Genomic DNA, 26,959 nt, shown 5'->3' with positions numbered 1-26,959 from the left:
TCGTCAGTCGAGCGGCGCCGTCCGCCGCCACGGCCGCAGTGTCTCCAGCTGCCTGGCCACGTCCAGCAGCACCGCCTCCGAGCCCGGCCGCCCCACCAGCTGTACGGCGCAGGGGGCGCCCGAGGGCAGGGTGCCGAACGGGACCGACATCGCGGGCCAGCCGGTGAGGTTCCAGGCCGGGGTCAGCGGGGAGTAGTTGGAACCGGCCAGCACGTTGCGGAACCAGCCCCGCTCGTGCCAGGGCGCCGCGGCGGGGGAGCGGCGGGCCAGAGCCGGGGTGAGCAGCACGTCGTACTCGGCGAAGAACGGGGTGAGACGGGCGCGCAGCCGGTCCCGGGCGTCGCTCACCCGCACCCCGCGCAGGAAGCGGCGGCCCACGGCCGCGTGCACCCGGGTCCGCCGCGCCAGCAGGGCGGGGTCCAGGTCCGCCGCGTCCACGGCCGTACCCGCGGTCCAGTGCCGCAGCGCGGTGACCCCGATCGACGCCGGGTAGGGCGGCTCGGCGCGCCGCACCTGATGCCCGGCGCCCGCCAGGACCCCGGCCGCTTCGGCCACCGCGTTCGTATACGGCCTGCTCACGGTCACACCGACCAGAGGGCTGCGCCGCGACACGGCTATCTTCCGCGGCGGGCGCTCCCCGGCGCCCGTGAACTCCCGCTCCGCCAGCACCGAGAGCATCAGCCGGGCGTCCTCGACCGTGGTCGCCAGCGGCCCGTTCTCCGACATGCCGAACCAGTCGCCGTTGCCGATCCCGGCCGGGACCACCCCGAACCCCGGCTTGACGGTGACCAGACCGCAGTTGGCCGCCGGGATGCGCAGCGAGCCCATGCCGTCGTTGCCCACGGCGATCGGCACCAGGCCGGCGGCGACCGCGGCCGCGCTGCCGCCCGAGGAGCCGCCGGCGCTGCGGCTGGTGTCCCACGGGTTGCGGGTGATGCCGTGGGCCCCCTCGGTGGTGCCGAAGACGCACAGCTCGGGCACGTTCGTCAGTCCCACCACCACGGCACCCGCGGCCCGCAGCCGGGCCACGGTGACGTGGTCGGCGTCGGCGGGCGTGTCCGGTGTCGCCGCCGAACCGTCCCGGTGTGCCTCACCGCGCACCGCCAGGTTGTCCTTCACGGCCAACGGCACCCCCGCGAGGGGAAGTCCGCCGAGACCGGCCCGCGCCCCGACCTCGTCCGCCTCGGCGAGCGCGGCCTCGGCCCGGACCTTGCGGAACGCGCCGATCCGTCCGTCCAGCCGGGCGATCCGCTCCAGGTGCTCGGCCACCACCTGCCTGGGGGTGACCTCCTTCTCCCGTACGGCGGCGGCGATCTCGGCGGCGGTCCGGCCGACCCAGTTGGTCACGGGCACTCCCAGGGGTGCGGAGAAGGGGCTTACTCGTCGGTATGAAAGGGCACTCTGCCGCGCCGCGGGCTCCGCGTCGAGAGTGCTCGTCCCGTGAGCCGGTCGCCAGCACCCGCAAGGTCCGCGCAGGTCATCCGACCACTGATTCAACTCCCGTGCGTGCACGCCCCATTGACAGGCATCCGAGCCCGCTCGATCATCAGACATCCGATGAATGGAGCCGCGCATGAGCATGTCTCCCTGTCCAAGACGGCACGTGCTGGCGATCGGGGCGGGAGCCGCCGCGGCGGCCGCCCTGCCGCTCACCGCGACGGCCGAGGCACGGGCGGCCGAGCCGGCCGGTGACCCGGCCGACGGCCGGGCCGCGTCACCGTGGACCCCCGTCCCCGATCCGGTCCCCGTACCGCTCGACTCCCTGTACGACAACGACGGCATCGACACCACCACCGCCCGGGGCGGCGACTTCGACGGCTCCGGCTACACGTTCCCCGGCGAGGAGCTCCCGGCCGGCCGCGTCGAGGTGGACGGTGTCCCCTTCGACTTCCCGGCCGCCACGGCGGGCGCCCGGAACAACGTTGTCGCGCGGGGGCAGCGCGTCGACCTGCCCAGGGGCCGCTACCTGTCGGCCGTCTTCCTCACCGCGGGCAGTTACGGCAACGCCTCCGGCACGGCCACCGTGCACTACGCCGACGGCACGACCGGGACCGCCGGCCTGAGCGGCGGCGACTGGTACGCGGCCGGCGGACCGCTGTCCGCGCCGTACCGGTACCGGCCGGACGGCGGCAAGGACGAGCACAGCGTCGGGATCGGCACCTCGGAGGTACCGGTCGACCCGGAACGGGAGGCCGTCGCCCTCACCCTGCCGGTCACCGGACCTGCCGAGGCCGGCCGGACCGCCCTGCACGTCTTCGCGCTCTCCCTTCAGCCCGTCGCCCAGGGCCGGGCGCTGGCCCTGCGCGGCGCCCGCTCCACCAGCTCCCTGCTGGCCGCCACCGGCGCCCAGAGCGTCGAGGCCACCGTCGTCAACGCGGGTACCGTCCCGATCCTGGCCCGCGACGCGGTGTCCGTGCACGTCGACGTCCCCGGCGCCCGCACCGTCGAGCCCGCCCGCGTCCGCCGCCTCGACCCCGGCGAACAGGCCCGCGTCCGCGTCGGCATCCGCAACCGTCCGGGCACCGCCCCCGGCGCCCGGCAGGACGGCACGGTGAGCGTGCGCGGACGCGGCGCGCAGGTCGTCTCCGCCAGCCGCACGCTGACCCTCGGCACCGCCGACTACCGGCCCACGGAGGCCTCGTTGGGCGGCCACCAGGCGCCCTACTGGTTCAACGAGGCCAAGTTCGGCATCTTCATCCACTGGGGCGTCTACTCGGTACCCGCCTGGGCGCCGGTCGGGGTGCAGTACGCCGAGTGGTACTGGGACCAGATGCAGGACCCGAACAACCCCACGTACGCCTACCACCGGAACACCTACGGCGAGGACTTCGCCTACGACGACTTCATCCCGCGCTTCACCGCCGAGAAGTTCGACCCGCGGGCCTGGGTGGAGCTGTTCCGGGACGCCGGCGCCGAGTACCACGTACTGACGTCCAAGCACCACGAGGGCTTCGCCCTGTGGGACACCGCGCTCTCCGACCGCAACTCGGTCAGGATGGGCCCGGGACGGGACCTGCTCAAGGAGCTGTTCGAGGCGTCCCGGCGCTACACCCCCGAACTCCACCGCGGCCTCTACTTCTCCATGCCCGAGTGGTTCAACCCCGACAGCCCCTGGACGGGCCACGCGCCGCGCAACCCGTACACCCTGGAACCGCTGCCGTACACCGGGTACACCGCGGGCAAGGACTACGTGACGGAGTTCCAGGCTCCGCAGCTGCTCGAACTGGTCCACGGCTACGACCCGGAGATCATCTGGTGCGACATCGGCGGCGCGAACGACAGCGTCGACGTCCTCGCCGAGTACTTCAACCACGCCAAGAACCGCGCGCACCCCGTCGACGTGACCGTCAACGACCGCTCGGGCATCGGCTTCCACGACTTCACCACACCCGAGTACACGACGTACGCCGACACCGTGGTCGCCAAGTGGGAGGCCAGCCGCGGCCTGGACCCGCGCAGCTACGGCTACAACCGGGCGACCCCGGACGACGCCTACATGACCACCGAGGAGGTCGTGCACAGCCTGGTCGACATCGTCTCCAAGAACGGCAACTTCCTGCTCGACATCGGCCCGCGCGCGGACGGCACCATCCCGGAGATCATGCAGACCCGGCTGCGCGAGACCGGTGCCTGGCTCGCGGTCAACGGCGAGGCCATCCACGGCACCACGTACTGGTCGCGGATGCCCCAGCTCGGCGAGGACCTGCGGTTCACGGTCCGTCCCGACGAGGCCTTCTACATCCACTCCCTGACCCGGCCGGGGTCCAGGCTCACCGTCGAGGCGCCGGTGCCCGTCCGCGGCGGCGACAAGGTGACCATGCTCGGCCACGACCGGCCGCTGACCTGGACGGTGTCAGGCGGGGCGCTGGTGATCGACGTACCCGAATCGGCCCGGCGGGCCGGACGGCACGCCTGGGTGTTCAAGGTGGAGTGGCATGGGTGAGCCCGGGAGAGGCCTGCTGCGGCTGTGCGGGCTCGCGGCGGCGCTCGCCCTGCTGACGACGCCGGTCCCCGCGGTCGCGCAGGAGCCGCGGCCGACCCCGCTCACCGTGCCCGCCCTGTCCGACTGGACCGCGGAGCAGGGCACTTACACGTTCGGGCACGCGACACGGCTCGTCGCCGCGGGCGCCGCCGAACGCCGGGTCGCCGCCACCCTCGCCGACGACCTCCGGGCGGCCGGCCACGGAGCCGTCCCCGTCGTCACGGGCACCGCCCGAGCCGGTGACATCGTCATCGACGTCCGCCCCTCGGCCAGGACCACGCTCGGCACCGAGGGCTACGAACTGCGCTCCGGCCGGCAGCTCGCCGTCACCGGCGCGACCGAGACCGGCGCCTTCCACGGCACCCGCACCCTCCTCCAGCTCCTCGCCCAGGGCGACCGGATCCCCGCCGGACACACCACCGACGTACCGCGCTACCGCGAGCGGGGCGTCGGCGTCTGCGCCTGCTACATCCACGTCTCCCTGCCCTGGCTGGAGAACCTGGTCCGCGAGATGGCGTACCACAAGCTCAACCAGCTGCTGCTGGAGCTGAAGGTGAAGAGCGACGCCCATCCCGAGGCGAACTCCTGGGGCTACTACACCAAGGACGAGATACGACGGCTGGTCGCCCTCGGCGACCGCTACCACGTCGAGATCATCCCCGAGATCAACTCCCCGGGTCACATGGACCCGTGGCTCGAGAACCGCCCCGACCTGCAACTGACCGACTCCGACGGCGCCAAGCAGCCCGCCAGGCTCGACGTCACCCGGCAGGCCGCCTTCGACTACTACACGAGCCTCATGGACGAGTACGCCCAGGTCTTCACGGCGAAGTCCTGGCACATGGGCGCCGACGAGTACATGCTCGGCTCGGACTACGCGAAGTACCCGCAGATGCTGGAGTACGCGCGGGGGAAGTACGGCCCGGACGCCACCCCGCAGGACGCCTACGTGGACTTCATCAACCGGGTCCAGGCCTACGCGGAGGGCAAGGGCAGGCACCTGCGCATCTGGAACGACGGCCTCACCGGCGCCAACACCGTCCCGGTGGCCGCCGGGACGACCGTCGAACACTGGCTGGACGTGGCGGTGAAACCGAGCAGGCTCATCGCCCAGGGGTACGACGTGATGAACGCGTCCTACTCCCTGTACCTGGTCCGCGGCGGCTTCCACAGCGACACCGAGGCGCTGTACGACCAGAGTTGGGACCCCCGCTCCTTCGAGGGCGAGAAGCTGGCCTCCGCCGCCGGCGTCACGGGCGCGAAGATCAGCCTATGGCCGGACAACGGCAGCGGCGAGACCGAGAACGAGGTCGCCGCCGAACTCCGGCCCGCGCTCGACCAGATCGCCCAGGCGACCTGGGGCGACCCGCACCCCGACGCCGGCTACGCCGCGTTCGCGGCACGCGGTACGGCCGTCGGGCACGCGCCGGGGTGGCGGGACCTGACGAGGGTGCCGGTGGCCGACGGGACCTACACCTTCCGTGCCGAAGGAGCGTCGTACACCGCGTCCGTGCTCCGCACGGCGGACGGCTACGCGACCCTGCGTGGTGCCGGCGGCTGCCTGGAGGTACGCGGCGGCAGGCGCACGCTCAACGTCCCGCTCCAGCCCGGCGTCGAGGCGACCTGGGAGCCCTGCGACAGCGCGAACACCTTGCAGCGCTGGGAGTTGGAGCCGGCGGCCGGCGGTTACCACCTGATCAACGCGATCACCCGCATGGCGCTGTCCGTGACCGACGACGGCCGGCCGGTCCAGTACCCGCCCGACCAGCGCACCCCCGCCCTCTGGCACCTCTCCTGACCCGAGGAGCAGCCCATGGATCTCTCAAGGCGTGTCTTCGTCACCTCGGCGGCCGCCGTGGCGGTCACGGCCGGCCTCCCGGTCCTCCCCGCCGCCGCGGATCCCGATCTCTCCCGCATCCCGGTCGGCCCCGACGACACCGAGGCCGACCTCGTCCGCAAGGCGTCCCAAGTCCGGCCCACCGCACGGCAGATCGCCTGGCAGGCCCTGGAGCGCACGGCCTTCCTGCACTTCGGCGTGAACACCTTCACCGGCCTGGAATGGGGCACCGGTGACGAGGACCCGGACGTTTTCCAGCCCGCCGGCCTCGACACCGACCAGTGGGCCCGCGCCCTGCGCGACGGCGGTTTCCGCCTCGCCGTCCTCACCGTCAAGCACCACGACGGCTTCGTCCTCTACCCGTCCCGGTACACCGGCCACACGGTCGCCGGGAGCAGTTGGCGGAACGGCCGCGGTGACGTCCTGCGCTCCTTCGCGGACTCCATGCGCCGGTACGGTCTCAAGGTCGGCGTCTACCTCTCGCCCGCCGACGAGAACCAGTACCTGCACGGCGTCTACGCCAACGGCAGCACCCGGTCGCCCCGCACGATCCCGACACCGGTGGACGGCGACGACCGCACCCCGTCCCGTTCCTTCACCCTGGACGCCACCGACTACGGCGCCCACATGCTCAACACCCTCTACGAGGTGCTCACCGAGTACGGCCCCGTCGACGAGGTCTGGTTCGACGGCGCCCAGGGACACATCCCGCCCGACAAGGTGGAGAACTACGACTGGGACAGCTGGTACACGCTGGTCCGTTCGCTGGCCCCGGACGCGTCGATCGCCGTCACGGGCCCCGACGTGCGCTGGGTCGGCAACGAGGGCGGCCTCGCCCGCGAGAACGAGTGGAGTGTCATCCCCGTCAAGGAGAACCAGTACGGGCGCACGGACTGGGCGCTGTCCTACGACACCGCCGACGAGGGCAGCCGCACGGCCCTCGTCTCGGCCTTGCCGAAGACCGACTACCTCCAGTGGTGGCCGGCCGAGTGCGATGTGTCGATCCGGGACGGCTGGTTCTACCACCCCGAGCAACAGCCGAAGTCCGTCGAGGAGTTGACGGAGATCTACTTCGGTTCGGTCGGCCGCAACGCCGTCCTCCTGCTCAACGTCCCCCCGGACACGGACGGCCTGCTGCACACCACGGACGTGGTCCGGCTGCGCGAGTTCCGGGAGCGGGTGGACCGGGAACTCCCCGGGGACCTGGCACGGGGCGCACGGCGCTCCGTCACGCCGGGCGCCGTGACCGTGGACCTGGGCCGTGAGCGGGAGGTGGACCGCGTCCGGCTGGCCGAGGACATCCGGTACGGGCAGCAGGTGGAGGGGCTCGTGATCGAGGCCCACGTGGACGGGGCGTGGTCACGGGTCGTGGCCGCCGGGACGGTGGGCGCGAGCCGCATCCTCCGCCTGCCGCAGCCGGTCCGGGCCCGCAGGTGGCGGGCGCGGGTCACCGGGGCGCGGGGTCAGGTACGCCTCGCGGAGTTCGGCCTGTACCGGTCACGCGGCTGACGAACCCGCCGTGCGCCCGGCGGACGCCGGGAGTCCGTTGACGAACCCGCCGTGCGCCCGGCGGAGGCCGGGAGGGCGTGGTGACTAGCCCGGACCGGCGGTCTCGCCGCCCCCGGTCCGGGACACGGCCGCCCCCGTGCTGCCCCGGACCGTCAGCCGGGGTACCGGAACCCGTACCGCCCGGGCCGCGCCGCCGTCCAGCAGGGACGTCAGCTCACGGGCCGCCGTGCGGCCGAACTCCGTGCTGTCCCGTGAGAGGGCGGACAGCCAGGGCTTGACCATCCGGCACAGGGCCGAGTCCTCCCAGGAGACGACGGAGACGTCCGCGGGCACGGAGCGGCCGAGCTCGGCCGCCGCCGCGACCCCGGCGACCGCCATCACGTCGTTGTCGTAGATCAGGGCGGTCGGGGGCGGGGAGGCGCGCAGGACGCGGCGGGTGACGGCCGCGCCCTCGGCGTCGGAGTAGTCGGTGGTGACCGAGTGGACCTCGGAGAGGCCGCGCCGGTCGGCCTCGGCCCGCAGCGTCCTGATCCGGCGCTGGGTGTGCGCGAGGCCGGGCAGCCCCGCGATGTGGACGATCCGCCGGTGGCCGAGGCCCGTCAGCTCGTCCACCACCGACGCCATCGCGGCCGCGTCGTCCGCCCACACCGTGGACAGGCCGGGGTGGCGTTCGTCGGGGGCGCCGCCGATCACGACGGCGGGCAGCCCGAGTTCGTCGAGCAGGTCGGGACGGGGGTCGTCGGCGCGCGGGTCCACCATCAGGAGGCCGTCGACGCGGTGCTCGGCCCACCACCGGCGGTAGACGGCGCACTCGTCGGCCACGTCCTCGGCCATCTGGAAGAGCAGGCCCAGATGGCGTTCCGCGAGCACCTCCTGGATGCCGGAGACGAGTTGCAGGAAGAAGGAGTCCACGCCGAGGGAGTGCGCGGGGCGGGCGAGGACGAGACCGACGGTGGCCGCGCCCTCGCCGGACAGCGCACGGGCCGCCGTGCTGGGCCGCCAGCCGAGCTGTTCGGCGACTCCGCGGACCCGCGCCCTGGTCGTCTCGGAGACCCCCGGGCGGCCGTTGAGCGCGAAGGAGACCGCGCTCTCGGAGACCCCGGCACGGCGGGCGATGTCCTTCATCGTCGGCCGCCGCGCGGGAACGCGTTTCTCCACCAACTCTGTGCCTCATTCGGTCCGGACGGTGATCTGCTAATGCGCTTGAGTGTGAACACCCTAAAGCGGATTAGTGATCTGCCGCAATAGCCGGGAAGTACCGTGCTGAGCAGGGGTTTTGAGCCACTAATGAATTTAGCTGGACCGAATCCATTGACGTGGCACGGAAACGGCGTGCAAGGTCTGGCGCGGCACCTCAGCCCGACCCCGCCGCCCCCGCTGCAAAGGAGCAACGGACCATGCCCGTCCCCCGCAGAGCCCTCGTCCTCGCCACCGCCGCCCTCCTCGCCCTGCCGCTGAGCGCCTGCGGTTCAGGGGAGGACGGAGGCGGTTCCTCCGACGCCTCGGGCAAGGTCCAGGGCGACATCACCTTCCAGACCTGGAACCTGCGCGCGAACTTCAAGTCGTACTTCGAGGGCGTGATCGCCGACTTCGAGAAGAAGTACCCGGACACGCACGTGAAGTGGATCGACCAGCCGGCCGAGGGCTATGCCGACAAGATCAGCGCCGACGCGGCCGGCGGCACGCTCCCCGACGTCGTCAACGTCTCCCCGGACCTGGTCGCACCGCTGGCCAAGGCGGGCCTCGCCCTCGACCTCGACAAGGCGGCGGCCAAGTACAAGCCGGAGTACCTGGACGGGGCCTGGGCCAGCCACGAGATACCGGGGATGAGCGGGACCTACGCGTTCCCCTGGTACCTGAACACCGGACCGCTGTTCTACAACAAGACCCTCTTCAAGCAGGCCGGGCTCGACCCCGACCGGCCGCCGACGACGTACGACGACCTGTTCACCGACGCCCTGAAGATGGCCGGGCAGAGCGGCGGCAAGGTGGCCACCCTCGCCAACGTCCCCACCATCGAGGACTTCGGCCGCTACGGCGCCGAGCTGATGGACAAGCAGGGCACCGGGTTCGCCTTCAACGACGCCAAGGGGGTCGAACTGCTCACCAAGTACAAGGAGTTGTTCGACGCCAAGGCCCTCGACCCGCAGGCACTGACCGCGACCCCGGAGTCCACCGGCAAGAAGTTCCTCACCGGCGCGGTCGCCATGAACCCCGGCAGCGCCCTGGACCTCGACAACTTCAAGAAGCAGGCGCCGAACCTGTACAAGAACATCGGCATCACCGACCAGATCACCAGCACCGGGCACGTCAACATGTACGTGATGGGCGTGATGGTCAACACGAGGACCAAGCACACCCCGGCCGCCGTCGCCTTCGCGCACTTCGTGACCGACGCGCAGAACCAGATGTCCTTCGCCAAGAAGGTCGCCATCTTCCCCAGCACGGCCGGCTCCCTGGACGACCCGTACTTCACGAAGGAGGACGGCACCGACGAGACCCGGGTGCGGATCGCCGCCGCCAAGTCGCTGAAGAACGCGGTCAACTACACGCCCGTGCTGTTCAGCGACCAGATGAAGACGGCACTGCGCAACGAGGTCGCCAAGGCGCTACAGGGCAAGGAGAGCCCCAAGGCGGCCCTCGACAACGCTGTCAAGGCCTGCGACCGCCTGCTCCAGCAGGAGGGCTGACGAACCGATGGCCGGCGTGTCTCGCGTGCGGCGCCAACTGCCCACCAGCCCCTGGCTGTTCGCCGCCCCCGGGCTGCTGGTCGTCGGTGCCTTCGTGCTCTACCCGTTCGTCTCCACGGTGGTCAACTCCTTCACGGACCGCCGTACCCTGCTCCCGGGCCGCTTCGTCGGCCTCGCCAACTTCCGTGAGCTGATCCACGACGACATGTTCTGGACCGGCCTGCGCAACAGCACCCTGTACATCGTCGGGGTGGTGCCCGCCCTGGTGGTCCTGCCGCTGCTGCTCGCCCTGCTGGTGCAGAAGAACATCCCCGGCATCACCTTCTTCCGGTCCGCCTTCTACACCCCGGTCGTCGCCTCCATCGTCGTGGTCGGGCTCATCTGGGTCTGGCTCCTCGACGAACGCGGCCTGGTCAACTCCCTGCTGGAGACCGTCGGGATCGGCCGGATCGGGTTCCTCAGCGACCAGTGGCTGCTCCTGCTGAGCGCGATGGCGGTCACCGTCTGGAAGGGCCTCGGGTACTACATGATCATCTACCTGGCCGCGCTCGCCAACGTGCCGCGCGAGCTGCACGAGGCCGCCGCCGTGGACGGCGCGGGAGCGGTGCGCCGCTTCCTCACCGTCACCGTGCCCGCCGTGCGCTCCACGATGGTCCTGGTCGCCGCGCTCTCCTCGGTCGCCGCCTTCAAGGTCTTCTCCGAGGTGTACCTGATGGCCGGGCCGGACGGCGGCCCGGCCGGCGAGGACACCACCCTCGTGATGCTCGTCCAGCAGACCGGCACCGGACTGACCGGCCGGGTCGGCTACGCCTCGGCGCTCTCCGTCGTCGTCTTCGTCGTCACCGTCGCGCTGATGCTGCTCGTGCTGCGCGCCGACCGCGGGGAGCGGGCATGACCGTCACCGAGGAACGGACCGGGACGGCGCCCACGGCCAGGGAGGCCCGCGTCACCGACGAGCACGGCCGCCGCGTCCGGATCGGCGAACTCGCCTGGCGGTACGCGCTGTTGCTGCTGGTGCTCGCACTCACCGTGGGCCCTTTCCTGTGGCAGCTGTCCACCTCGCTCAAGGGCCCCACCGAGGACATCTTCGGCTCGCCGCCGAGCTTCCTGCCCGAGCACCCCACCCTGCACAACTACGAGCGGGTCGCCGACACCATCCCGGTCTGGGACTACGCCCTCAACTCGCTGAAGGTGGCGGGCGCGAGCGTGGTCACCAACTGCGTCGGCTCCGCGCTCGCCGGGTACGCCCTGGCCCGGCTGCGCTACCGGGGCCGCCGGGTCGCCACCCTCGTGTTCATCCTCGCGATGCTGGTGCCGGTGGAGGGCATCATCATCGCCCAGTTCACCACCATGCGTGAACTCGGCCTCAACAACACCCTGATCGGCGTCGTGCTGCCCGGCTCGATCGGCGCCATGAACGTGCTGCTGATGCGCAACGCCTTCCTCAACCTGCCCTACGAGATCGAGGAGGCGGCCTACGTCGACGGCGCCAACGCCTGGCAGCGGTTCCTGCGGATCGCCCTGCCCTCGGTCAGGGGCACCGTCGCCGTCGTGGCGATCTTCGCCTTCATGGGCGCCTGGGACGACTTCCTGTGGCCGCTGATCGTCCTCAGCGACCCCTCCAGGTTCACGCTCACCATCGGACTCAACTACCTGCACGGCACCTTCGCCAACGACGAACGCCTCGTCGCCGCCGGCACCGTGATCGCCGTGGCCCCCCTCATCGCCCTGTTCGCCTGCCTCCAGCGGTACTTCTTCCGCGGGGTCGGCGAAGGCGCCGTCAAGGGCTGACCCCCCGTTCCCGCGAGGAGACCGCATGCCTCCTGCCGTGCCGCGCTTCGGCGTCAACTACACCCCCAGCGAAGGATGGTTCCACCACTGGCTCGACTTCGACCTGGACTCCGTACGGGCCGACCTCGACTCGATCGCCGCGCTCGGCCTCGACCACATCCGGGTCTTCCCGCTGTGGCCCTACTTCCAGCCCGACCGCACCCTGATCCGGCCCCGCGCCGTCGAACAGCTCGTCGCGCTCGCCGACGCGGCGGCCGAACGCGGCCTCGACGTCAACGTGGACGGTCTCCAGGGACACCTCAGCAGCTTCGACTTCCTGCCCGCCTGGACCCGCACCTGGCACCGGCGCAACCTCTTCACCGACCCGGACGTCGTCGAGGGCGAGGCCGCCTACCTGCGGACCCTCGCCGCCGCCCTCGCGGACCGCCCCAACTTCATCGGCATGACCGTCGGCAACGAGGTCAACCAGTTCGCCTCCGGCCCGCACCCGGACCCGGACCGGGTCACCGAGGAGGAGACGGCGCGATGGCTGACGCGCCTCCTCGACGCCTGCGCCGAGGGCGCCCCCGGCCGGACCCACCTGCACGCCTCCTACGACGCCGCCTGGTACCAGGACGACCAGCCCTTCACCCCGGCCCACTCGGCCCGGCTCGGCGACGTCACCGCCGTCCACTCCTGGGTGTTCAACGGCACCGCCCAGCGCCACGGCCGGACCGCCCTCCAGACCGAACAACACGCGGCCTATCTGGTGGAGTTGAGCAAAGCGTGGGCGGACCGCCCGCACCGGCCGGTCTGGTTGCAGGAAGTGGGCGCGCCCGCGCCGCTGATCCCCGCCGAGCACGCGGCCGCCTTCGCCGAGGCGACGATCACCGCCGTACTGGACTGCCCCGACCTGTGGGGCGTCACCTGGTGGTGCTCGCACGACGTCAGCCGCGGCCTCGCCGACTTCCCCGAACTCGAATACGGCCTCGGCCTGCTCACCAACGACCGCAAGCCGAAGGAGATCGCGCACGTCCTCGCGGCGGCGCGGCCCCGCATCCCACCCGAGCGCGGCACGGCACTCGTCGTACCCGCCGACCCGGCCCGGCGCTCCGCGTGCGCACCCGGCGGACCCGTCTACGACGCCTACTTCCGGCTCGCCGCCGACGGCGCCCGCCCCACCACCGTCCTCGACACCCGCGCCACCGACCGGGACCATCTGGTCGCGCGCGGCATCACCGAGGTCGTCCGTCCCGATCAGGTACTCCCCACCCCACAAGGAGGCACCCGCTCGTGAACCCCAGCAGACGCACCTTCCTCGTCGCCACCACCGCGGCCGCCCTGGCGCCCGCCCTGCCGGCGGCGGCCGCTCCGCGGGCCGCCGCGGTCACCCCGCCGTACGCCTCCTACTGGTACCCGGACTCCTTCCCCTCCGGCAGTCCGGGCGCCGGTATCACCTGGCGCAGCCTGAAGAGCTGGACGGCGGCCGGTGACCCCGACCTCGCCTTCAACGCGGCCTCGGTACCGCTCGCCGGCCGCTTCACCCCCACCCCGGCCAACACCACCGCCCGCTCCGGGCAGGCCCGCGTCCAGGCCCTGGTGTCCTTCGGACCGACCTCCGCCAACCCCGCCCAGGGCTCGGCCACCGCCGACTCCTACGCCCTCACCCACTGGGCCTACCTCGACGAGCTGGTCTTCTGGGGCGGCTCGGCGGGCGAGGGGCTGATCCTCGCGCCGAACGCGCCGATCGTGGACGCCGCCCACCGGCACGGCGTCCCCGTCCTCGGCAACATCTTCCTGCCGCCGACCGCGTACGGCGGCCGGCTCCAGTGGACCCGCGACCTGGTCCAGACGGACGCCTCCGGCCACCACCCGCTCGCCGACCGGCTGGTCGCCGTGGCCGCCGCCTACGGCTTCGACGGCTGGTTCGTGAACGCCGAGACCGGCGGCGGCGACACCGCCCTCGGCACCGCGATGCTCGGTTTCCTGACCGAGCTGAAGTCCCTGGCCGCCGCCCGTGGACAGCGCGTCACCTGGTACGACGCGATGACCGTGAACGGCACGGTCAGCTGGCAGGGCGCGCTGGACAACCAGAACCAGGCCTTCTTCCAGAGCGCCGACGACATGTTCGTGGACTTCCGGTGGAGCGCGTCGACCCTCGCCTCCTCCGGCACCAGGGCCACCCAGCTGGGGCGCGGCCGCTACGAGCTGTGGGCCGGTGTCGACGTCGAGTCGAACGGCTCCGGCACCTCGGTGAACTGGGACGCGATCGTCCCCGCGGGGTCGGCGCACGTCACCTCCGTCGGTTTCTACCGGCCCGAGTGGACCCGCAACCACCTGCCCGCGAGCCGCACCCCCGGTGACTTCCACACCGCCGACGACCGCTTCTGGACCGGCCGTTCCCTCGACCCGTCCCGCCCCGACGGCACCGATCCGTGGCGGGCACCGGCCGTGTGGGTGGCGGACCGGTCGACGGTGACGGCGGTGCCGTTCGCCAGCGTGTTCAACACCGGGCACGGGCTGCGCTGGTACGAGAAGGGCGAGGTCGCCTCGGAGGCGGCCTGGAACCACCTCGGTCTCCAGGACCGGCTGCCGTCCCGGCGCTGGGTGGTACGGACGGCCGGCACCAGCCCGACCGTGACCCTCGACTTCGCGGACGCCTGGCGGGGCGGCAGCAGCGTGCTGGTCGCCGGTGACCCCGACCAGCCCGTGGTGCTGGACCTCTACGCGACCCGGCTGCCCCTCACGGCCGGGACGGTCGTCGAGCTGACGTACCGCACGGACACCGGCAGCGTCGACGTCGAACTGGCCGTCGCCACCGCCGAACCGGCCGCCGCCGGCGCGGCACCGCCGTACACCTACCTGCCGGTGGACGCCGGAGACGGCTGGTCGACCGTGACCGTCCCGCTCACCGGGCTCTCCGGCACCGTGCACGCCCTCGGCGTCCGCCTCACCGCGACCGCCGGGCCCGTGCGCTGGCGGCTCGGCGCCATCGCCGTACGGGACACGGTGACCACCCCCGCCGCGCCCGCCGGCCCGCGGGTCACCGCGGCGAGCGGTGGCGACCTGCGCCTGGCCTGGGACGCGGCGCCCGGGGACGTGCGGCACTACACCCTGCACCGGCTGCTCCCCGACGGCACCCGGCGCTTCCTCGGCGCCACCGGCCAGCGGGCCTTCTTCCTGACCGGACTCCAGCCGGAGCAGGGCGAGACGGCGGCACGGTTCGAAGTGCGTGCGGTAGGGGAGCTGTACACCGCGTCGGACCCCGTGACCGTCACGCACACCTGGTAACCGGTAACGAACAAACGGAGCACCCCACATGCATGACGACCGCAGCCTGGTCGAAGCCCGCCTGAAGCGCGTCCTCGACGAGCGCATCCGTCCCGCCGTGTACCCCGAGTCCGTGCCGCTCGACGTCGCCGTGTGGCACGCGCCCGGAGAGCCCGTGCCGGTCGCCGAGGGGCTCGCGGCCCGGCCCGAGCCGATCGCGGTGGGCGCCCGCTGGGGTGCTCCGTGGGGCACCAGCTGGTTCCGGGTGACCGGGACCGTCCCCGAGGAGTGGGCCGGCCGGACCGTGGAGGCCCTGCTCGATCTCGGGTTCGACGAGAACATGCCCGGCTTCCAGTGCGAGGGCCTGGTGTACCGGCCCGACGGCACCCCCGTGAAGGGACTCAACCCGCGCAACCAGTGGGTCCGGATCGGTGCCCCCGTGGCGGGCGGTGAGGAGGTCCGGCTGCACGTCGAGGCCGCCTCCAACCCGGTGATCCTCGACTACCACCCCTTCCTGCCCACCCGGCTCGGCGACAAGGACACCGCCGGGCACGAACCGCAGTACACGCTCACCAGGATGGACCTCGCGGTCTTCGACGAGACCGTGTGGCAGCTGGTGATCGACCTGGAGGTGCTCGGCGAGCTGATGGCCGAGCTGCCGGCCGACGCCCAGCGGCGCCACGAGATCCTGCGCGCCGTCGAACGCGCCCTGGACGCGGTCGACCTCCAGGACGTGGGCGGCACGGCGGCCGAGGCACGTGCACGGCTCGCCGGGGTGCTGGCCGTCCCGGCGGCGCCGTCCGCCCACCGGATCAGCGCGGTCGGGCACGCGCACATCGACTCGGCGTGGCTGTGGCCGCTGCGCGAGACGGTCCGCAAGGTCGCCCGCACCACCGCCAACATGACCGCCCTCATCGAGGACGAGCCCGACTTCGTGTTCGCCATGTCCCAGGCCCAGCAGTGGGCGTGGGTGAAGGAGCACCGGCCCGAGGTGTGGGCCCGGGTGAAGAAGGCGGTCGCGCAGGGGCGGTTCGTGCCGGCCGGCGGGATGTGGGTGGAGTCGGACACCAACATGCCGGGCTCGGAGGCGATGGCCCGTCAGTTCGTGCACGGCAAGCGGTTCTTCCTCGACGAGTTCGGCATCGAGAACGACGAGGCGTGGCTGCCGGACACCTTCGGATTCGCGGCGGGGCTGCCGCAGATCATCAAGGCGGCCGGCGCCACGCGCCTGCTCACCCAGAAGATCTCCTGGTCGCAGACGAACAGGTTCCCGCACCACACCTTCCAGTGGGAGGGCATCGACGGCACCCGGATCTTCACGCACTTCCCGCCTGTCGACACCTACAACTGCTCCATGAAGGGCAGCGAACTCGCCCACGCCGGCCGCAACTTCAAGGACAAGGGCCGGGCCCGGCACTCCCTGGCCCCCACCGGCTGGGGCGACGGGGGCGGCGGCACGACCCGCGAGATGGTCGCCAAGGCGGCGCGGGTACGGGACCTGGAGGGCTCGCCCACCGTCGTCTGGGAGACACCGCAGGAGTTCTTCGACAAGGCGGAGGCCGAGTACCAGGACCCGCCCGTGTGGGTGGGCGAGCTCTACCTCGAACTCCACCGCGCCACCCTCACCAGTCAGGCGAAGACGAAGCAGGGCAACCGGCGCAGCGAACACCTGCTGCGGGAGGCCGAGCTGTGGGCGGCCACGGCCGCCGTCCGCGCCGGGTTCCCCTACCCCTACGAGGACCTGGACCGCATCTGGAAGACGGTCCTGCTGCACCAGTTCCACGACATCCTGCCGGGCTCCTCCATCGCGTGGGTGCACCGGGAGGCGCGGGCGACCTACCGGCGGATCGCCACGGAACTGGACGGGATCATCGACGCGGCCCAGCGGGCGCTGGCGGGGGAGGGCGACCGGCCGCTGCTGTTCAACGCGGCACCGCACGGCCGGGCCGGGGTCCCGGCCGGGGGCGCCGGGCAGGAGCGGCCGTCCGGTGACGTGACGGTCTCGGCCCGGCCCGGTGGCGGACACGTCCTCACCGACGGCGTCCTGCGCGTCGAGATCGACGCCCGGGGCCTCGTCGTGTCCGCCCGCGACCTGGTCGCCGACCGCGAGACGGTCGCCCCCGGCGCGGCCGCGAACCTGCTCCAGCTCCACCCGGACTTCCCCAACATGTGGGACGCCTGGGACGTGGACGCCTTCTACCGCAACGCGGTCACGGATCTGACGGACGTCGAGGAGCTGGCCCCCGGCGAGGACGGCCGCTCCGTCCGTCTCGTCCGGACCTTCGGCTCCTCCCGGGTCACCCAGGTGCTGTCCCTGCCGCCGGGGGAGGGCCGGCTGCTGATCGAGACGGAGGTGGACTGGCACGAGACGGAGAAGTTCCTGAAGCTGGCGTTCCCGCTGGACGTGCACGCCGAACGCTACGCGTCCGAGACCCAGTTCGGGCACTTCCACCGTCCCACCCACACCAACACCTCATGGGAGGCCGCCAAGTTCGAGGCGTGCAACCACCGTTTCGTCCAACTGGAGGAACCGGGCTGGGGGGTGGCGGTCGTCAACGACTCGACGTACGGCCACGACGTGACCCGCAGCGTCCGCTCCGACGGCGACCGGGGCACCACGACCACGGTCCGTGTCTCGCTGCTGCGCGCCCCGCGTTTCCCGGACCCCGAGACGGACCAGGGCATCCACCGCTTCCGGCACGCCCTCGTGCCCGGTGCGGGGATCGGCGACGCGGTGCGCGAGGGCTGGCGGATCAACCAGCCCGAGCGCCGGGTCACCGGCGCCCACGAGGTCGCCCCGCTGGTGACGGTCGACGACGACGCGGTCGTGGTCACGGCGGTGAAACTGGCCGACGACGGCAGCGGGGACGTCGTGGTCCGGTTCCACGAGGCGCACGGCGGCCGGGCCCGGGCCACGCTGACAGCGGGCTTCGCGGTGGCGGACGTGACGGTGACCGACCTGCTGGAGCGGCCGACCGACACGCCGGCCCCGGAGCGGGCGGGCGACGCGGTGGCGCTGCGCCTGCGGCCCTTCGAGCTGGTGACCCTGCGGTTCCGGCGAGCCTGAGCCGACGCCCGGACCGCGTCGGGGTGCGCGGTCCGGGCGGGTGTCACGGCCCCGTGCTCGGCCCGGGGGCCGGGGCGAGGGTCACAGCTGTTCGCGCAGCTGGGTCCGTAGCCACTGCTCCACCTCTCCCACGTGCGCGGCAGCCGCGGCCCGGGCCGCCTCCGGGTCCCGGGCCACCAGCGCCCGGTGGATCGCCGCGTGCTCCCGGCGCGTCCGGGCGAACGCCCCCTCCTCCTCGTACCCGCGCCACACCCGGGCCCGGAACGTCCGTGACGACAGTCCGTCCAGGATCGCGGCCATCGTGTCGTTGCCCGCGGCTCCCGCGATCACCCGGTGGAACGCGAGGTCGTGCGCGAGGATCTCCTCGGGGTCGTCCGTCACGTTCATGGCCGTCAGGTGCTTCTCCACCTCGGCCAGCTGGTCGGCCGTGATCCGCGCCGCGGCCAGCGCCGTCGCCGTCGACTCCAGTACCCGCCGCACCTCCAGGAGTTCCACCAGCCGGGGCCCGCGGGACAGGTCGGCGACCACCCCGAACGTCTCCAGCAGGTCACCCGCCTCCAGCTGGGTGACGTAGATGCCGGAGCCGTGCCGGGCCTCCAGGACGCCCAGCACCGTCAGCGCGCGGATCGCCTCGCGCATGGAGCTGCGCGAGATACCCAGCCGGGCGGCGAGGTCCCGTTCGGTGGGCAGTCGCTGGCCCGGCTCCAGCCGGCCCTCCGCGATCATCGCCTTGATCTGCTCGATGGCGCGCTGCGTCACCGTGCCCTTGGGCGCGGCACCCACGCCGTTCTCCGCTTCCCCGGTGTCCGCCACGCCGTTCCTCCTGTCGCCGGTGCGCCGAAGTCTAACCAGCCAGGTGGTCTGACCACTACAGCTCGTTCGACGGGAAATTCGCGTCTGGAGGGTGTTGAAAGCGCCGAGTGGTCTGATAAGTATGCGGTCATCTGCTCGAACACGCTCGATGAGGAGCTGCCAGATGCCCGGCAGAACACTGAGGAAGCGGAACCGGTCCCGGATCATCGGCGCGACGGCCCTGGCCGTCGGCGCCTCGCTCGCACTCGCCGCCTGCGGCAGCACCAAGGACACCGGCAGCGGCAGCGCCGGAGGCGGCGGCACCGGCAAGGTCGGGGTGATCCTGCCCCTGCTGACCTCGCCGTTCTGGCAGTCGTACAACGACTACGTGCCCAAGATGGCGAAGTCCGAGGGGGTCGACGCGCTGAAGACGGTCAACTCCAACAGCGATCCCTCGCAGCAGATCACCGACATCAACAACGAACTGAACCAGGGCGTGAAGGGGCTGGTCGTCGCCCCGCTGGACAGCGCCGCCATCGAGGCCGGCCTGGACCAGGCCGAGCGCAAGGGCGTGCCGGTGGTCGCCGTCGACGTGGCGCCGGACAAGGGCAAGGTCGCCATGGTGGTGCGCGCCGACAACGTCGCCTACGGCACCAAGGCCTGCGACTACCTCGGCGCTCACGTCACGAGCGGCAAGGTCGTGCAGATCATGGGCGACCTCGCCTCGGTCAACGGCCGGGACCGCTCCGAGGCGTTCCGCTCCTGTGTGAAGAAGAAGTACCCGAAGCTCAAGGTCCTGGAGATCCCCGCCAAGTGGGAGTCCGACACGGCCGCCTCCCAGCTGGGCACCCTGCTCAACGCCAACCCCGACATCAAGGGCATCTACATGCAGGCCGGCGGTGTCTACCTCGCGCCGACCCTCCAGACCCTGAAGTCCAAGGGCATGCTCAAGACCGCCGGGCAGAGCGGGCACATCGTCATCGTGTCCAACGACGGCATCCCGCAGGAGTTCGACGCCATCCGCAAGGGCCAGATCGACGCCACCGTCTCCCAGCCCGCCGACGCCTACGCCAAGTACGGCATGTACTACATCAAGGCGGCGATGGAGGGGAAGACGTTCAAGCCGGGCCCGACCGACCACGACTCCACGATCGTCAAGCTGTCGAGCGGCATCCTGGAGGACCAGCTCCCCGCGCCGCTGGTCACCAAGGACAACGTGGACGACCCGAAGCTCTGGGGCAACACGGTCAAATGATCACGCCACTTGTTGAGGCCCGGGACATCGTCAAGCGGTACGGCCCCACGGTCGCCCTCGCCGACGGCCGGCTCACCGTGCTGCCCGGCGAGTCCCACGCCCTCGTCGGCCGCAACGGAGCCGGCAAGTCCACCCTGGTCAACGTGCTCACCGGCCTCCAGGTCCCGGACGAGGGCACGGTCCGCTTCGACGGCGAGCCCGCGCCCCCGCCCGCCGACCGGGACGCCTGGCGGCGCAAGGTCGCCTGCGTCTACCAGAAACCCACGGTCGTCCCGGAGCTGACGGTCGCCGAGAACCTCTTCATCAACCGGCAGCCGGTGCGGCGGGGCCTCATCAGCTGGCGGCGGCTGCGCGCCGAGGCCGCGGCGCTCCTCGACACCTGGGACGTCCGGGTCGACCCCGACGCCCGTACCGCCGACCTCAAGGTCGAGGACCGCCAAATGGTCGAGATCGCACGGGCGTTGAGCTTCGGCGCCCGGTTCATCGTGCTCGACGAGCCGACCGCGCAGCTCGACAACCGGGAGATCGAGCGGCTGTTCAGCCGGATGCGGGCCCTCCAGGACTCGGGCGTGACCTTCCTGTTCATCTCGCACCACCTCCAGGAGGTGTACGAGGTGTGCCAGACCGTCACCGTGCTCCGTGACGCCCGCTGGATCACCACCGCCCCCGTCGCCGACCTGCCCAGGGCCGCCCTGGTGGAGGCGATGGCGGGGGAGGCCGTCACCCGGCAGGAGCAGCAGGCCCGGGACGCGGTGCCCGCCGGGGCGCCGGTCGTCCTCGACGTACGCGGGCTCACCTCCGAGTCGTACGACGGCATCGACCTCACCGTCCGCAGCGGCGAGGTCGTGGGACTGGCCGGCATCAGCGGCAGCGGCAAGATCGAGCTCGCCGAGACCGTCGCCGGACTCCGGGCGCCCACCGGCGGCACCGCACGACTCCAGGACGGGGAACTGCCGTTCGGGGACGTCCGCGCCGCGCTGAGGGCCGGCGTCGGCTTCGTGCCCCGGGACCGGCACGACCAGGGCCTGGTCCCCGGGATGAGCATCGGCGACAACGCCACCATGACCGTGCTCGACCGGCTCGGCCGGGGCGGTTTCGTCGGCACCGACCGCAAGCGCGGTGTCGCCACCGGGCTCATCGAGCGCCTCGACATCCACGCCGAGGGCCCCGAACAGCCCGTCTCGGACCTGTCAGGCGGCAACGCGCAGAAGGTGGTGATGGCCCGCGCCCTCGCCTCCGACCCCCGCCTGCTCGTCCTGATCAACCCCACCGCGGGCGTCGACGTGAAGTCCAAGGAGTCCCTGCTGGCCCGCGTGGACAGCGCCCGTGAGGACGGCACCGCGGTACTGGTCGTCTCCGACGAACTCGACGACCTGCGCCGCTGCGACCGCGTCCTCGTCCTCTTCCACGGCCGGATCGTCGCCGAACACCCGGCCGGCTGGCACGACCACGAGCTGATCGCCTCCATAGAAGGAGTGGACTCCATGCCCGAAGGAGTGGACCATGGCTGACACCAAGGCCCCGCCGCTCACCCCGGTGCGCTCCCCGGACCCCCGCGCGGCCCGCGCCGTCATCCTGCGCAGGGCGCGCGAACTCGCCCTCGTCCCGGCACTGTTGCTGCTGATGGTGCTCGGCGCGGTGGTCAACGACTCGTTCCTCACCGAACGCAACCTGATCTCCATCCTCGGCGCCTCCGCGGCCCTCGCGATGGTCGTGCTCGCCGAGTCGCTGGTCCTGATCACCGGCAAGTTCGACCTCTCCCTGGAGTCGGTCGTCGGTATCGCGCCGGCCGTCGGCGCCCTCCTCGTGCTCCCCGCGGCCGAGTCCGGCTGGGGCACCGAACTCCCCGCCGCCCTCGCCATGGTGGCGATCCTGGTGGTCGGCGCGGCGGTCGGCGCCTTCAACGGCATCCTGGTCGTCAAGTTCAAGCTGAACGCCTTCATCGTGACGCTCGCGATGCTGATCGTGCTGCGTGGTGTGCTGGTCGGCGCCACCAAGGGCAAGACCCTGTTCGGGATGCCGGACAGCTTCTTCACCCTGGCCACCACCACCTTCCTCAACGTCCCCATGTCGGTGTGGCTGGCGGCGGTGGCCTTCGCGGTCACCGGACTCGTCCTCAAGTACCACCGCGTCGGACGCGCCCTGTACGCCATCGGCGGCAACGCCGACGCGGCCCGCGCCGCCGGCATCCGCGTCGACCGGGTGATGCTCGGGGTGTTCGTGGTCGCCGGGGTCCTCGCCTCCGTCGGCGGGATCATGCAGACCGGATACGTGGGCGCGATCAGCGCCAACCAGGGCAACAACATGATCTTCACGGTGTTCGCGGCGGCGGTGATCGGCGGCATCAGCCTGGACGGCGGCAAGGGCACCATGTTCGGCGCCCTGACCGGCGTACTCCTGCTGGGCGTCGTACAGAACCTGCTCACCCTCGCGCAGGTGCCGTCGTTCTGGATCCAGGCCATCTACGGGGGCATCATCCTCGTCGCCCTCATGATCGCCCGTGTCACCACGGGACGGGCCCAGGACTGACCGGCCCGCGTCCCGAACCACCCCCGAACGAAAGGCAATCCGTGTCCGCGAGCCCGGCCCGCGTCACCGCGGTAGACACCTACGACATCCGCTTCCCCACCTCGCGCGAGCTCGACGGCTCCGACGCGATGAACCCGGACCCCGACTACTCGGCGGCCTATGTCGTGCTGCGCACCGACGCGGCCGACGGGCACGAGGGCCACGGGTTCACGTTCACCATCGGGCGGGGCAACGACGTCCAGGTCGCCGCGATCGACGCGCTGCGGAACCATGTGCTCCACCGCCCGGTCGACGAGATCTGCGGCGACCCCTCGGTCCTCTACCGGGACCTGATCGGCGACAGCCAGCTGCGCTGGCTCGGCCCCGAGAAGGGCGTGATGCACATGGCGATCGGCGCGGTGATCAACGCCGTCTGGGACCTCGCCGCCCGCCGCGCGGGCAAACCGGTGTGGCAGCTGCTCGCCGACGCCGAACCCGAGTGGATCGTGCGCCAGATCGACTTCCGCTACCTCACCGACGCCCTCACCCCCGAGGAGGCCCTGACGATCCTCCGCCGGGGCCGCGAGGGCGCCGCGGAGCGCCGGGCCCGCCTCCTGGAGCGCGGCTTCCCCGCCTACACCACCTCCGCCGGCTGGCTCGGCTACGACGACGAGAAGCTCACCCGGCTGGCCGCCGCCGCGGTCGCCGACGGCTTCCGGCAGATCAAGCTGAAGGTCGGCGCCGACCTCGACGACGACATCCGGCGCTGCCGGGTCGCCCGCGCGGTCGTCGGCCCCGACATCCGGCTGGCCGTCGACGCCAACCAGCGCTGGAACGTCGACGAGGCCATCCGCTGGACGAAGGCGCTCGCCGAGTTCGACCCGTACTGGATCGAGGAGCCCACCAGCCCCGACGACATCCTCGGCCACGCGGCGATCCGCCGGGCCGTCGCCCCGGTCAAGGTCGCCACCGGCGAACACGTCCAGAACCGGATCGTCTTCAAGCAGCTGCTCCAGGCCGGCGCCCTCGACGTCGTCCAGATCGACGCGGCCCGGGTCGGCGGCGTCAACGAGAACCTCGCCGTCCTGCTGCTCGCCGCCAAGTTCGGCGTCCCGGTCTGCCCGCACGCCGGCGGCGTAGGACTGTGCGAACTCGTCCAGCACCTCTCGATGTTCGACTACCTCGCGGTCGCCGGCACCACCGACGACCGGGTCATCGAGTACGTCGACCATCTGCACGACCACTTCCTCGACCCGGTGGTGATCAGGGAAGGTCACTACACGGCACCCACCGCACCGGGCTTCTCGGCCGCCATGCGACCGGAGTCCGTCGCGGAGTACACCTACCCGGGCGGCACCTTCTGGGCCGCCGACGCGCAGACGCAGAAGGGACAGGCGGCATGACCGACTTCGAGGGCCTGAAGGCGCTGGTCACCGGCGGCGCCTCCGGGATCGGGCGGGCCACCGCCGAACTCCTCGCCGAACGCGGCGCCCAGGTCGCCGTCCTCGACCTCGACCCGTCCGCCGTGGAGAAACCCCTGCTCGGCTTCCGGGCCGACGTCACCGACGACACCTCCGTGCGGGCGGCCGTGACGAGCGCCGTCGAAGCCCTCGGCGGACTCGACGTCCTGGTCAACAACGCGGGCATCGGCGCCCAGGGCACCGTCGAGGACAACGACGACGACGAATGGCACCGGGTCTACGACGTCAACGTCCTCGGCATGGTCCGCACCGCCCGCGCCGCCCTCCCGCACCTGCGCCGCTCCCGGCACGCCGCGATCGTCAACACCTGCTCCATCGCCGCCACCGCGGGCCTGCCGCAACGCGCCCTGTACAGCGCCACCAAGGGCGCGGTGTACTCCCTCACCCTGGCCATGGCCGCCGACCACCTCCGCGAGGGCGTCCGCGTCAACTGCGTCAACCCCGGTACGGCGGACACCCCGTGGATCGGCCGGCTGCTCGGCAAGGCCGCCGACCCGGCCGCCGAACGCGCCGCCCTGGAAGCCCGCCAGCCCTCCGGCCGACTGGTCTCCGCCGCCGAGGTCGCCGGCGCCATCGCCTACCTGGCGAGCCCGCTGTCCGGCGCCACCACCGGCACCTCCCTCGCCGTCGACGGCGGCATGCAGGGCCTGCGGCCGCGGCCGGTGGGCCAGTGACCGCCCTCGGCCGGAGCGGCGTCCGGGTCGGACCCCTGGGCCTCGGCGCCGCCGTGATCGGCAACCTGTACACCGCGCTCCCGGACCGGCAGGCGTACGACACCGTCACCGCCGCCTGGCAGCAGGGCATCCGCTACTTCGACACCGCCCCGCACTACGGCCTCGGCCTGTCCGAACGGCGGCTCGGCGAGGCGCTGCGCGAGTACGACCGTACGGCCTACACCCTCTCCACCAAGGTCGGCCGCCGACTGGAGCCGGGACCCGGAGACGGTGACGACCTCGCCAACGGCTTCGCGGTGCCCGACACCCTCCGCCGGGTCTGGGACTTCACCGCCGACGGCATCCGCCGCACCCTGGAGGCCAGCCTGGACCGGCTCGGCCTCGACCGGGTCGACGTCGTCTACCTCCACGACCCCGACGACCACGCCGAACAGGCCTTCCGGGAGGGCTACCCGGCCCTGGAGAGGCTCCGTGCGGAGGGCGTCGTCGGCGCGATCGGCGCCGGGATGAACCAGACCGAGATGCTCACCCGCTTCGTCCGCGACACCGACGTGGACGTGGTGCTCTGCGCGGGCCGCTACACCCTGCTCGACCAGAGCGCCCTCGCCGACCTGCTCCCGGCCGCCGAGGAACACGGCACCTCGGTGGTGATCGGCGGCGCGTTCAACTCCGGTCTGCTGGCTGACCCGAAGCCGGACGCGACCTACAACTACGCCCAGGCCCCCGAGGAGTTGCTCACCCGCGCCCTGCGGCTCAAGTCGCTCGCGGAGGTGCACGGCACCACCCTCCGCGCCGCCGCCCTCGCCTTCTGCGCCGCCCACCCGGTCGTGGCGAGCGTCCTGGTCGGCGCCCGCTCGGCGGCCGAGATCGAGGACGGGGCACGGCAGTTCGCCACCCCCGTGCCCGCCGCCTTCTGGCAGGAACTGCGCGCCACCGGCCTGCTGCCGCCCGACGCGCCCCTCCCGATCGAGGAGCCGTCATGAGAGTCGCCCTGCACACCAGGGTCCGCGCCGACCGCGTCGCCGCGTACGAGGCCGCCCACCGCGAGGTCCCCGTCGAACTCACCGACGCCATCCGCGCCGCCGGCGCCACCTCCTGGACGATCTGGCGCAGCGGCACCGACCTCTTCCACGTCCTGGACTGCGCCGACTACGGCCGCCTCCTCGCCGAACTGGACAAGCTCCCGGTCAACGTGGTCTGGCAGGCCCGGATGGCCGAGCTCCTCGACGTGGTCCACGACTACTCCGCGGCGGGTTCGGAGGCCGGCCTGCCCGTCGTATGGGAGCTGCCGTGACCGTCGACGCCCACCACCACGTCTGGGACCTCTCGGTACGGGACCAGGACTGGCTCATGGGCCCCGAACTCCAGTCGCTCAGGCGGAACTTCACCGTCGAGGATCTCGAACCGGAGGCGCGCGCGGCGGGTGTCACCCGGACCGTCCTCGTCCAGACCGTCACCGTCGCCGAGGAGACCCCCGAGTTCCTGGCCCTCGCCGAGGCCCACGACCTGGTCGCCGGAGTCGTCGGCTGGACCGACCTGACCTGCCCGGACATCGCCGGGGAACTCGCCCGCCTCCGTGAACTCCCCGGCGGGCGCTACCTGAAGGGCATCCGCCACCAGGTGCAGGGCGAACCGGACCCGGAGTGGCTGCTGCGCCCGGACGTCCACCGGGGGCTCGACGCGATCGCGGACGCGGGCCTGGTCTACGACCTCATCGTCCAGGCCCGGCAGCTCCCGGCCGCGGTCCGGGCGGCGACGGCGCATCCCGGGCTCACCTTCGTCCTCGACCACCTGGGCAAACCCCCCATCGCCGACGGCACCCTGGAACCCTGGGCCGGCGCGGTACGTGCCCTCGCCGCCCTGCCCAACACCGTCTGCAAGCTCTCCGGCATGGTCACGGAGGCCGACCCCGCCTCCTGGAAGGTCGAGGACCTGCGTCCGTACGCCGAGACCGTGCTGGACGCCTTCGGCCCGGACCGGCTGATGTTCGGCTCGGACTGGCCGGTGTGCACCCTGGCCGGAAGCTACGCCGAGGTCTTCGACGCGGCGGGCCGACTGGTCTCCCCGGCCGAACACACCGCCGTCTTCGAAACCACCGCCACCCGTACCTACACCCTCTGAACC

Annotated in this window: 20 protein-coding genes; 17 read left to right on the top strand and 3 right to left on the bottom strand. The window is 72.1% G+C overall.

Annotated elements, in window-relative coordinates; all coding sequences use genetic code 11:
- Nucleotides 1-3: 3 nt before the first annotated feature.
- A complete protein-coding gene (locus AAW13_RS26750) occupies nucleotides 4-1,347 on the bottom strand; it encodes an amidase (RefSeq protein ID WP_046727894.1) in 1,344 nt (447 codons plus the stop codon).
- A gap of 232 nt (nucleotides 1,348-1,579) precedes the next feature.
- On the opposite strand from AAW13_RS26750, the gene AAW13_RS26745 reads away from it, so the two are divergent.
- Genes AAW13_RS26745 through AAW13_RS26735 form a run of 3 tightly spaced genes read left to right on the top strand, consistent with a single transcriptional unit; the run spans nucleotide 1,580 to nucleotide 7,328 of the window.
- Nucleotides 1,580-3,943 (top strand): alpha-L-fucosidase, encoded by a 2,364-nt coding sequence (locus tag AAW13_RS26745; RefSeq protein ID WP_046727909.1) that lies wholly within the window; start codon nucleotides 1,580-1,582, stop codon nucleotides 3,941-3,943.
- On the top strand, nucleotides 3,936-5,780 hold the full coding sequence (locus AAW13_RS26740; RefSeq protein ID WP_046727893.1) for a family 20 glycosylhydrolase: 1,845 nt from the start codon (nucleotides 3,936-3,938) through the stop codon (nucleotides 5,778-5,780). The genes AAW13_RS26745 and AAW13_RS26740 overlap by 8 nt, the downstream gene beginning before the upstream one ends.
- 15 nt (nucleotides 5,781-5,795) lie before the next feature.
- The gene (locus tag AAW13_RS26735) at nucleotides 5,796-7,328 is read left to right on the top strand and encodes an alpha-L-fucosidase (protein WP_046727892.1); all 1,533 of its coding nucleotides are present in this window, start codon (nucleotides 5,796-5,798) and stop codon (nucleotides 7,326-7,328) included.
- Nucleotides 7,329-7,412: 84 nt separating this feature from the next.
- On the opposite strand, the gene AAW13_RS26730 is transcribed toward AAW13_RS26735, so the two are convergent.
- A complete protein-coding gene (locus AAW13_RS26730) occupies nucleotides 7,413-8,453 on the bottom strand; it encodes a LacI family DNA-binding transcriptional regulator (RefSeq protein ID WP_046727891.1) in 1,041 nt (346 codons plus the stop codon).
- 272 nt (nucleotides 8,454-8,725) lie between these two features.
- Here AAW13_RS26730 and AAW13_RS26725 point away from each other — a divergent pair, with 272 nt between their 5' ends.
- Genes AAW13_RS26725 through AAW13_RS26700 form a run of 6 tightly spaced genes read left to right on the top strand, consistent with a single transcriptional unit; the run spans nucleotide 8,726 to nucleotide 18,125 of the window.
- Entirely contained in the window at nucleotides 8,726-10,018 is a 1,293-nt protein-coding gene (locus AAW13_RS26725) for an ABC transporter substrate-binding protein (protein WP_046727890.1), read from the top strand.
- A gap of 7 nt (nucleotides 10,019-10,025) precedes the next feature.
- Nucleotides 10,026-10,913 (top strand): carbohydrate ABC transporter permease, encoded by an 888-nt coding sequence (locus AAW13_RS26720; RefSeq protein ID WP_046727889.1) that lies wholly within the window; start codon nucleotides 10,026-10,028, stop codon nucleotides 10,911-10,913.
- Complete coding sequence (locus AAW13_RS26715) at nucleotides 10,910-11,809, top strand: carbohydrate ABC transporter permease (protein ID WP_046727888.1); 900 nt, start codon at nucleotides 10,910-10,912, stop codon at nucleotides 11,807-11,809. Before AAW13_RS26720 ends, AAW13_RS26715 begins: the two co-directional genes overlap by 4 nt.
- Before the next feature lie 25 nt (nucleotides 11,810-11,834).
- A complete protein-coding gene (locus AAW13_RS26710; protein WP_046727887.1) occupies nucleotides 11,835-13,085 on the top strand; it encodes a glycoside hydrolase 5 family protein in 1,251 nt (416 codons plus the stop codon).
- A complete protein-coding gene (locus AAW13_RS26705) occupies nucleotides 13,082-15,079 on the top strand; it encodes an endo-beta-N-acetylglucosaminidase (RefSeq protein WP_046727886.1) in 1,998 nt (665 codons plus the stop codon). The genes AAW13_RS26710 and AAW13_RS26705 overlap by 4 nt, the downstream gene beginning before the upstream one ends.
- A 28-nt stretch (nucleotides 15,080-15,107) precedes the next feature.
- Nucleotides 15,108-18,125, top strand: coding sequence for an alpha-mannosidase (locus AAW13_RS26700; RefSeq protein WP_046727885.1), 3,018 nt, complete (start codon nucleotides 15,108-15,110; stop codon nucleotides 18,123-18,125).
- An 81-nt stretch (nucleotides 18,126-18,206) separates the two neighbouring features.
- On the opposite strand, the gene AAW13_RS26695 is transcribed toward AAW13_RS26700, so the two are convergent.
- Nucleotides 18,207-18,938, bottom strand: a complete 732-nt coding sequence (locus AAW13_RS26695) for a FadR/GntR family transcriptional regulator (protein ID WP_240528751.1) — start codon at nucleotides 18,936-18,938, stop codon at nucleotides 18,207-18,209.
- Nucleotides 18,939-19,101: 163 nt separating this feature from the next.
- On the opposite strand from AAW13_RS26695, the gene AAW13_RS26690 reads away from it, so the two are divergent.
- The 8 genes from AAW13_RS26690 to AAW13_RS26655 are packed head-to-tail and all read left to right on the top strand — an operon-like array spanning nucleotide 19,102 to nucleotide 26,956.
- The gene (locus AAW13_RS26690; RefSeq protein WP_046727884.1) at nucleotides 19,102-20,172 is read left to right on the top strand and encodes a sugar ABC transporter substrate-binding protein; all 1,071 of its coding nucleotides are present in this window, start codon (nucleotides 19,102-19,104) and stop codon (nucleotides 20,170-20,172) included.
- Nucleotides 20,169-21,683, top strand: a complete 1,515-nt coding sequence (locus AAW13_RS26685) for a sugar ABC transporter ATP-binding protein (protein ID WP_046727883.1) — start codon at nucleotides 20,169-20,171, stop codon at nucleotides 21,681-21,683. Before AAW13_RS26690 ends, AAW13_RS26685 begins: the two co-directional genes overlap by 4 nt.
- Nucleotides 21,676-22,701, top strand: coding sequence for an ABC transporter permease (locus AAW13_RS26680; RefSeq protein WP_046727882.1), 1,026 nt, complete (start codon nucleotides 21,676-21,678; stop codon nucleotides 22,699-22,701). The genes AAW13_RS26685 and AAW13_RS26680 overlap by 8 nt, the downstream gene beginning before the upstream one ends.
- Nucleotides 22,702-22,742: 41 nt before the next feature.
- A complete protein-coding gene (locus tag AAW13_RS26675) occupies nucleotides 22,743-24,083 on the top strand; it encodes an L-fuconate dehydratase (RefSeq protein ID WP_046727881.1) in 1,341 nt (446 codons plus the stop codon).
- Nucleotides 24,080-24,835, top strand: a complete 756-nt coding sequence (locus tag AAW13_RS26670; protein WP_046727880.1) for an SDR family NAD(P)-dependent oxidoreductase — start codon at nucleotides 24,080-24,082, stop codon at nucleotides 24,833-24,835. Before AAW13_RS26675 ends, AAW13_RS26670 begins: the two co-directional genes overlap by 4 nt.
- Complete coding sequence (locus AAW13_RS26665) at nucleotides 24,832-25,818, top strand: aldo/keto reductase (protein ID WP_046727879.1); 987 nt, start codon at nucleotides 24,832-24,834, stop codon at nucleotides 25,816-25,818. Before AAW13_RS26670 ends, AAW13_RS26665 begins: the two co-directional genes overlap by 4 nt.
- Nucleotides 25,815-26,129, top strand: a complete 315-nt coding sequence (locus AAW13_RS26660; RefSeq protein WP_046727878.1) for an L-rhamnose mutarotase — start codon at nucleotides 25,815-25,817, stop codon at nucleotides 26,127-26,129. The genes AAW13_RS26665 and AAW13_RS26660 overlap by 4 nt, the downstream gene beginning before the upstream one ends.
- Nucleotides 26,126-26,956, top strand: a complete 831-nt coding sequence (locus AAW13_RS26655) for an amidohydrolase family protein (RefSeq protein WP_046727877.1) — start codon at nucleotides 26,126-26,128, stop codon at nucleotides 26,954-26,956. Before AAW13_RS26660 ends, AAW13_RS26655 begins: the two co-directional genes overlap by 4 nt.
- The last annotated feature ends 3 nt before the right edge of the window (nucleotides 26,957-26,959 follow it).

It is taken from the genome of Streptomyces humi, from assembly GCF_001005085.2.
GTDB classification, from domain to species: Bacteria; Actinomycetota; Actinomycetes; order Streptomycetales; family Streptomycetaceae; genus Streptomyces; species Streptomyces humi.
This window is presented reverse-complemented; position numbering and strand designations above follow the sequence as displayed.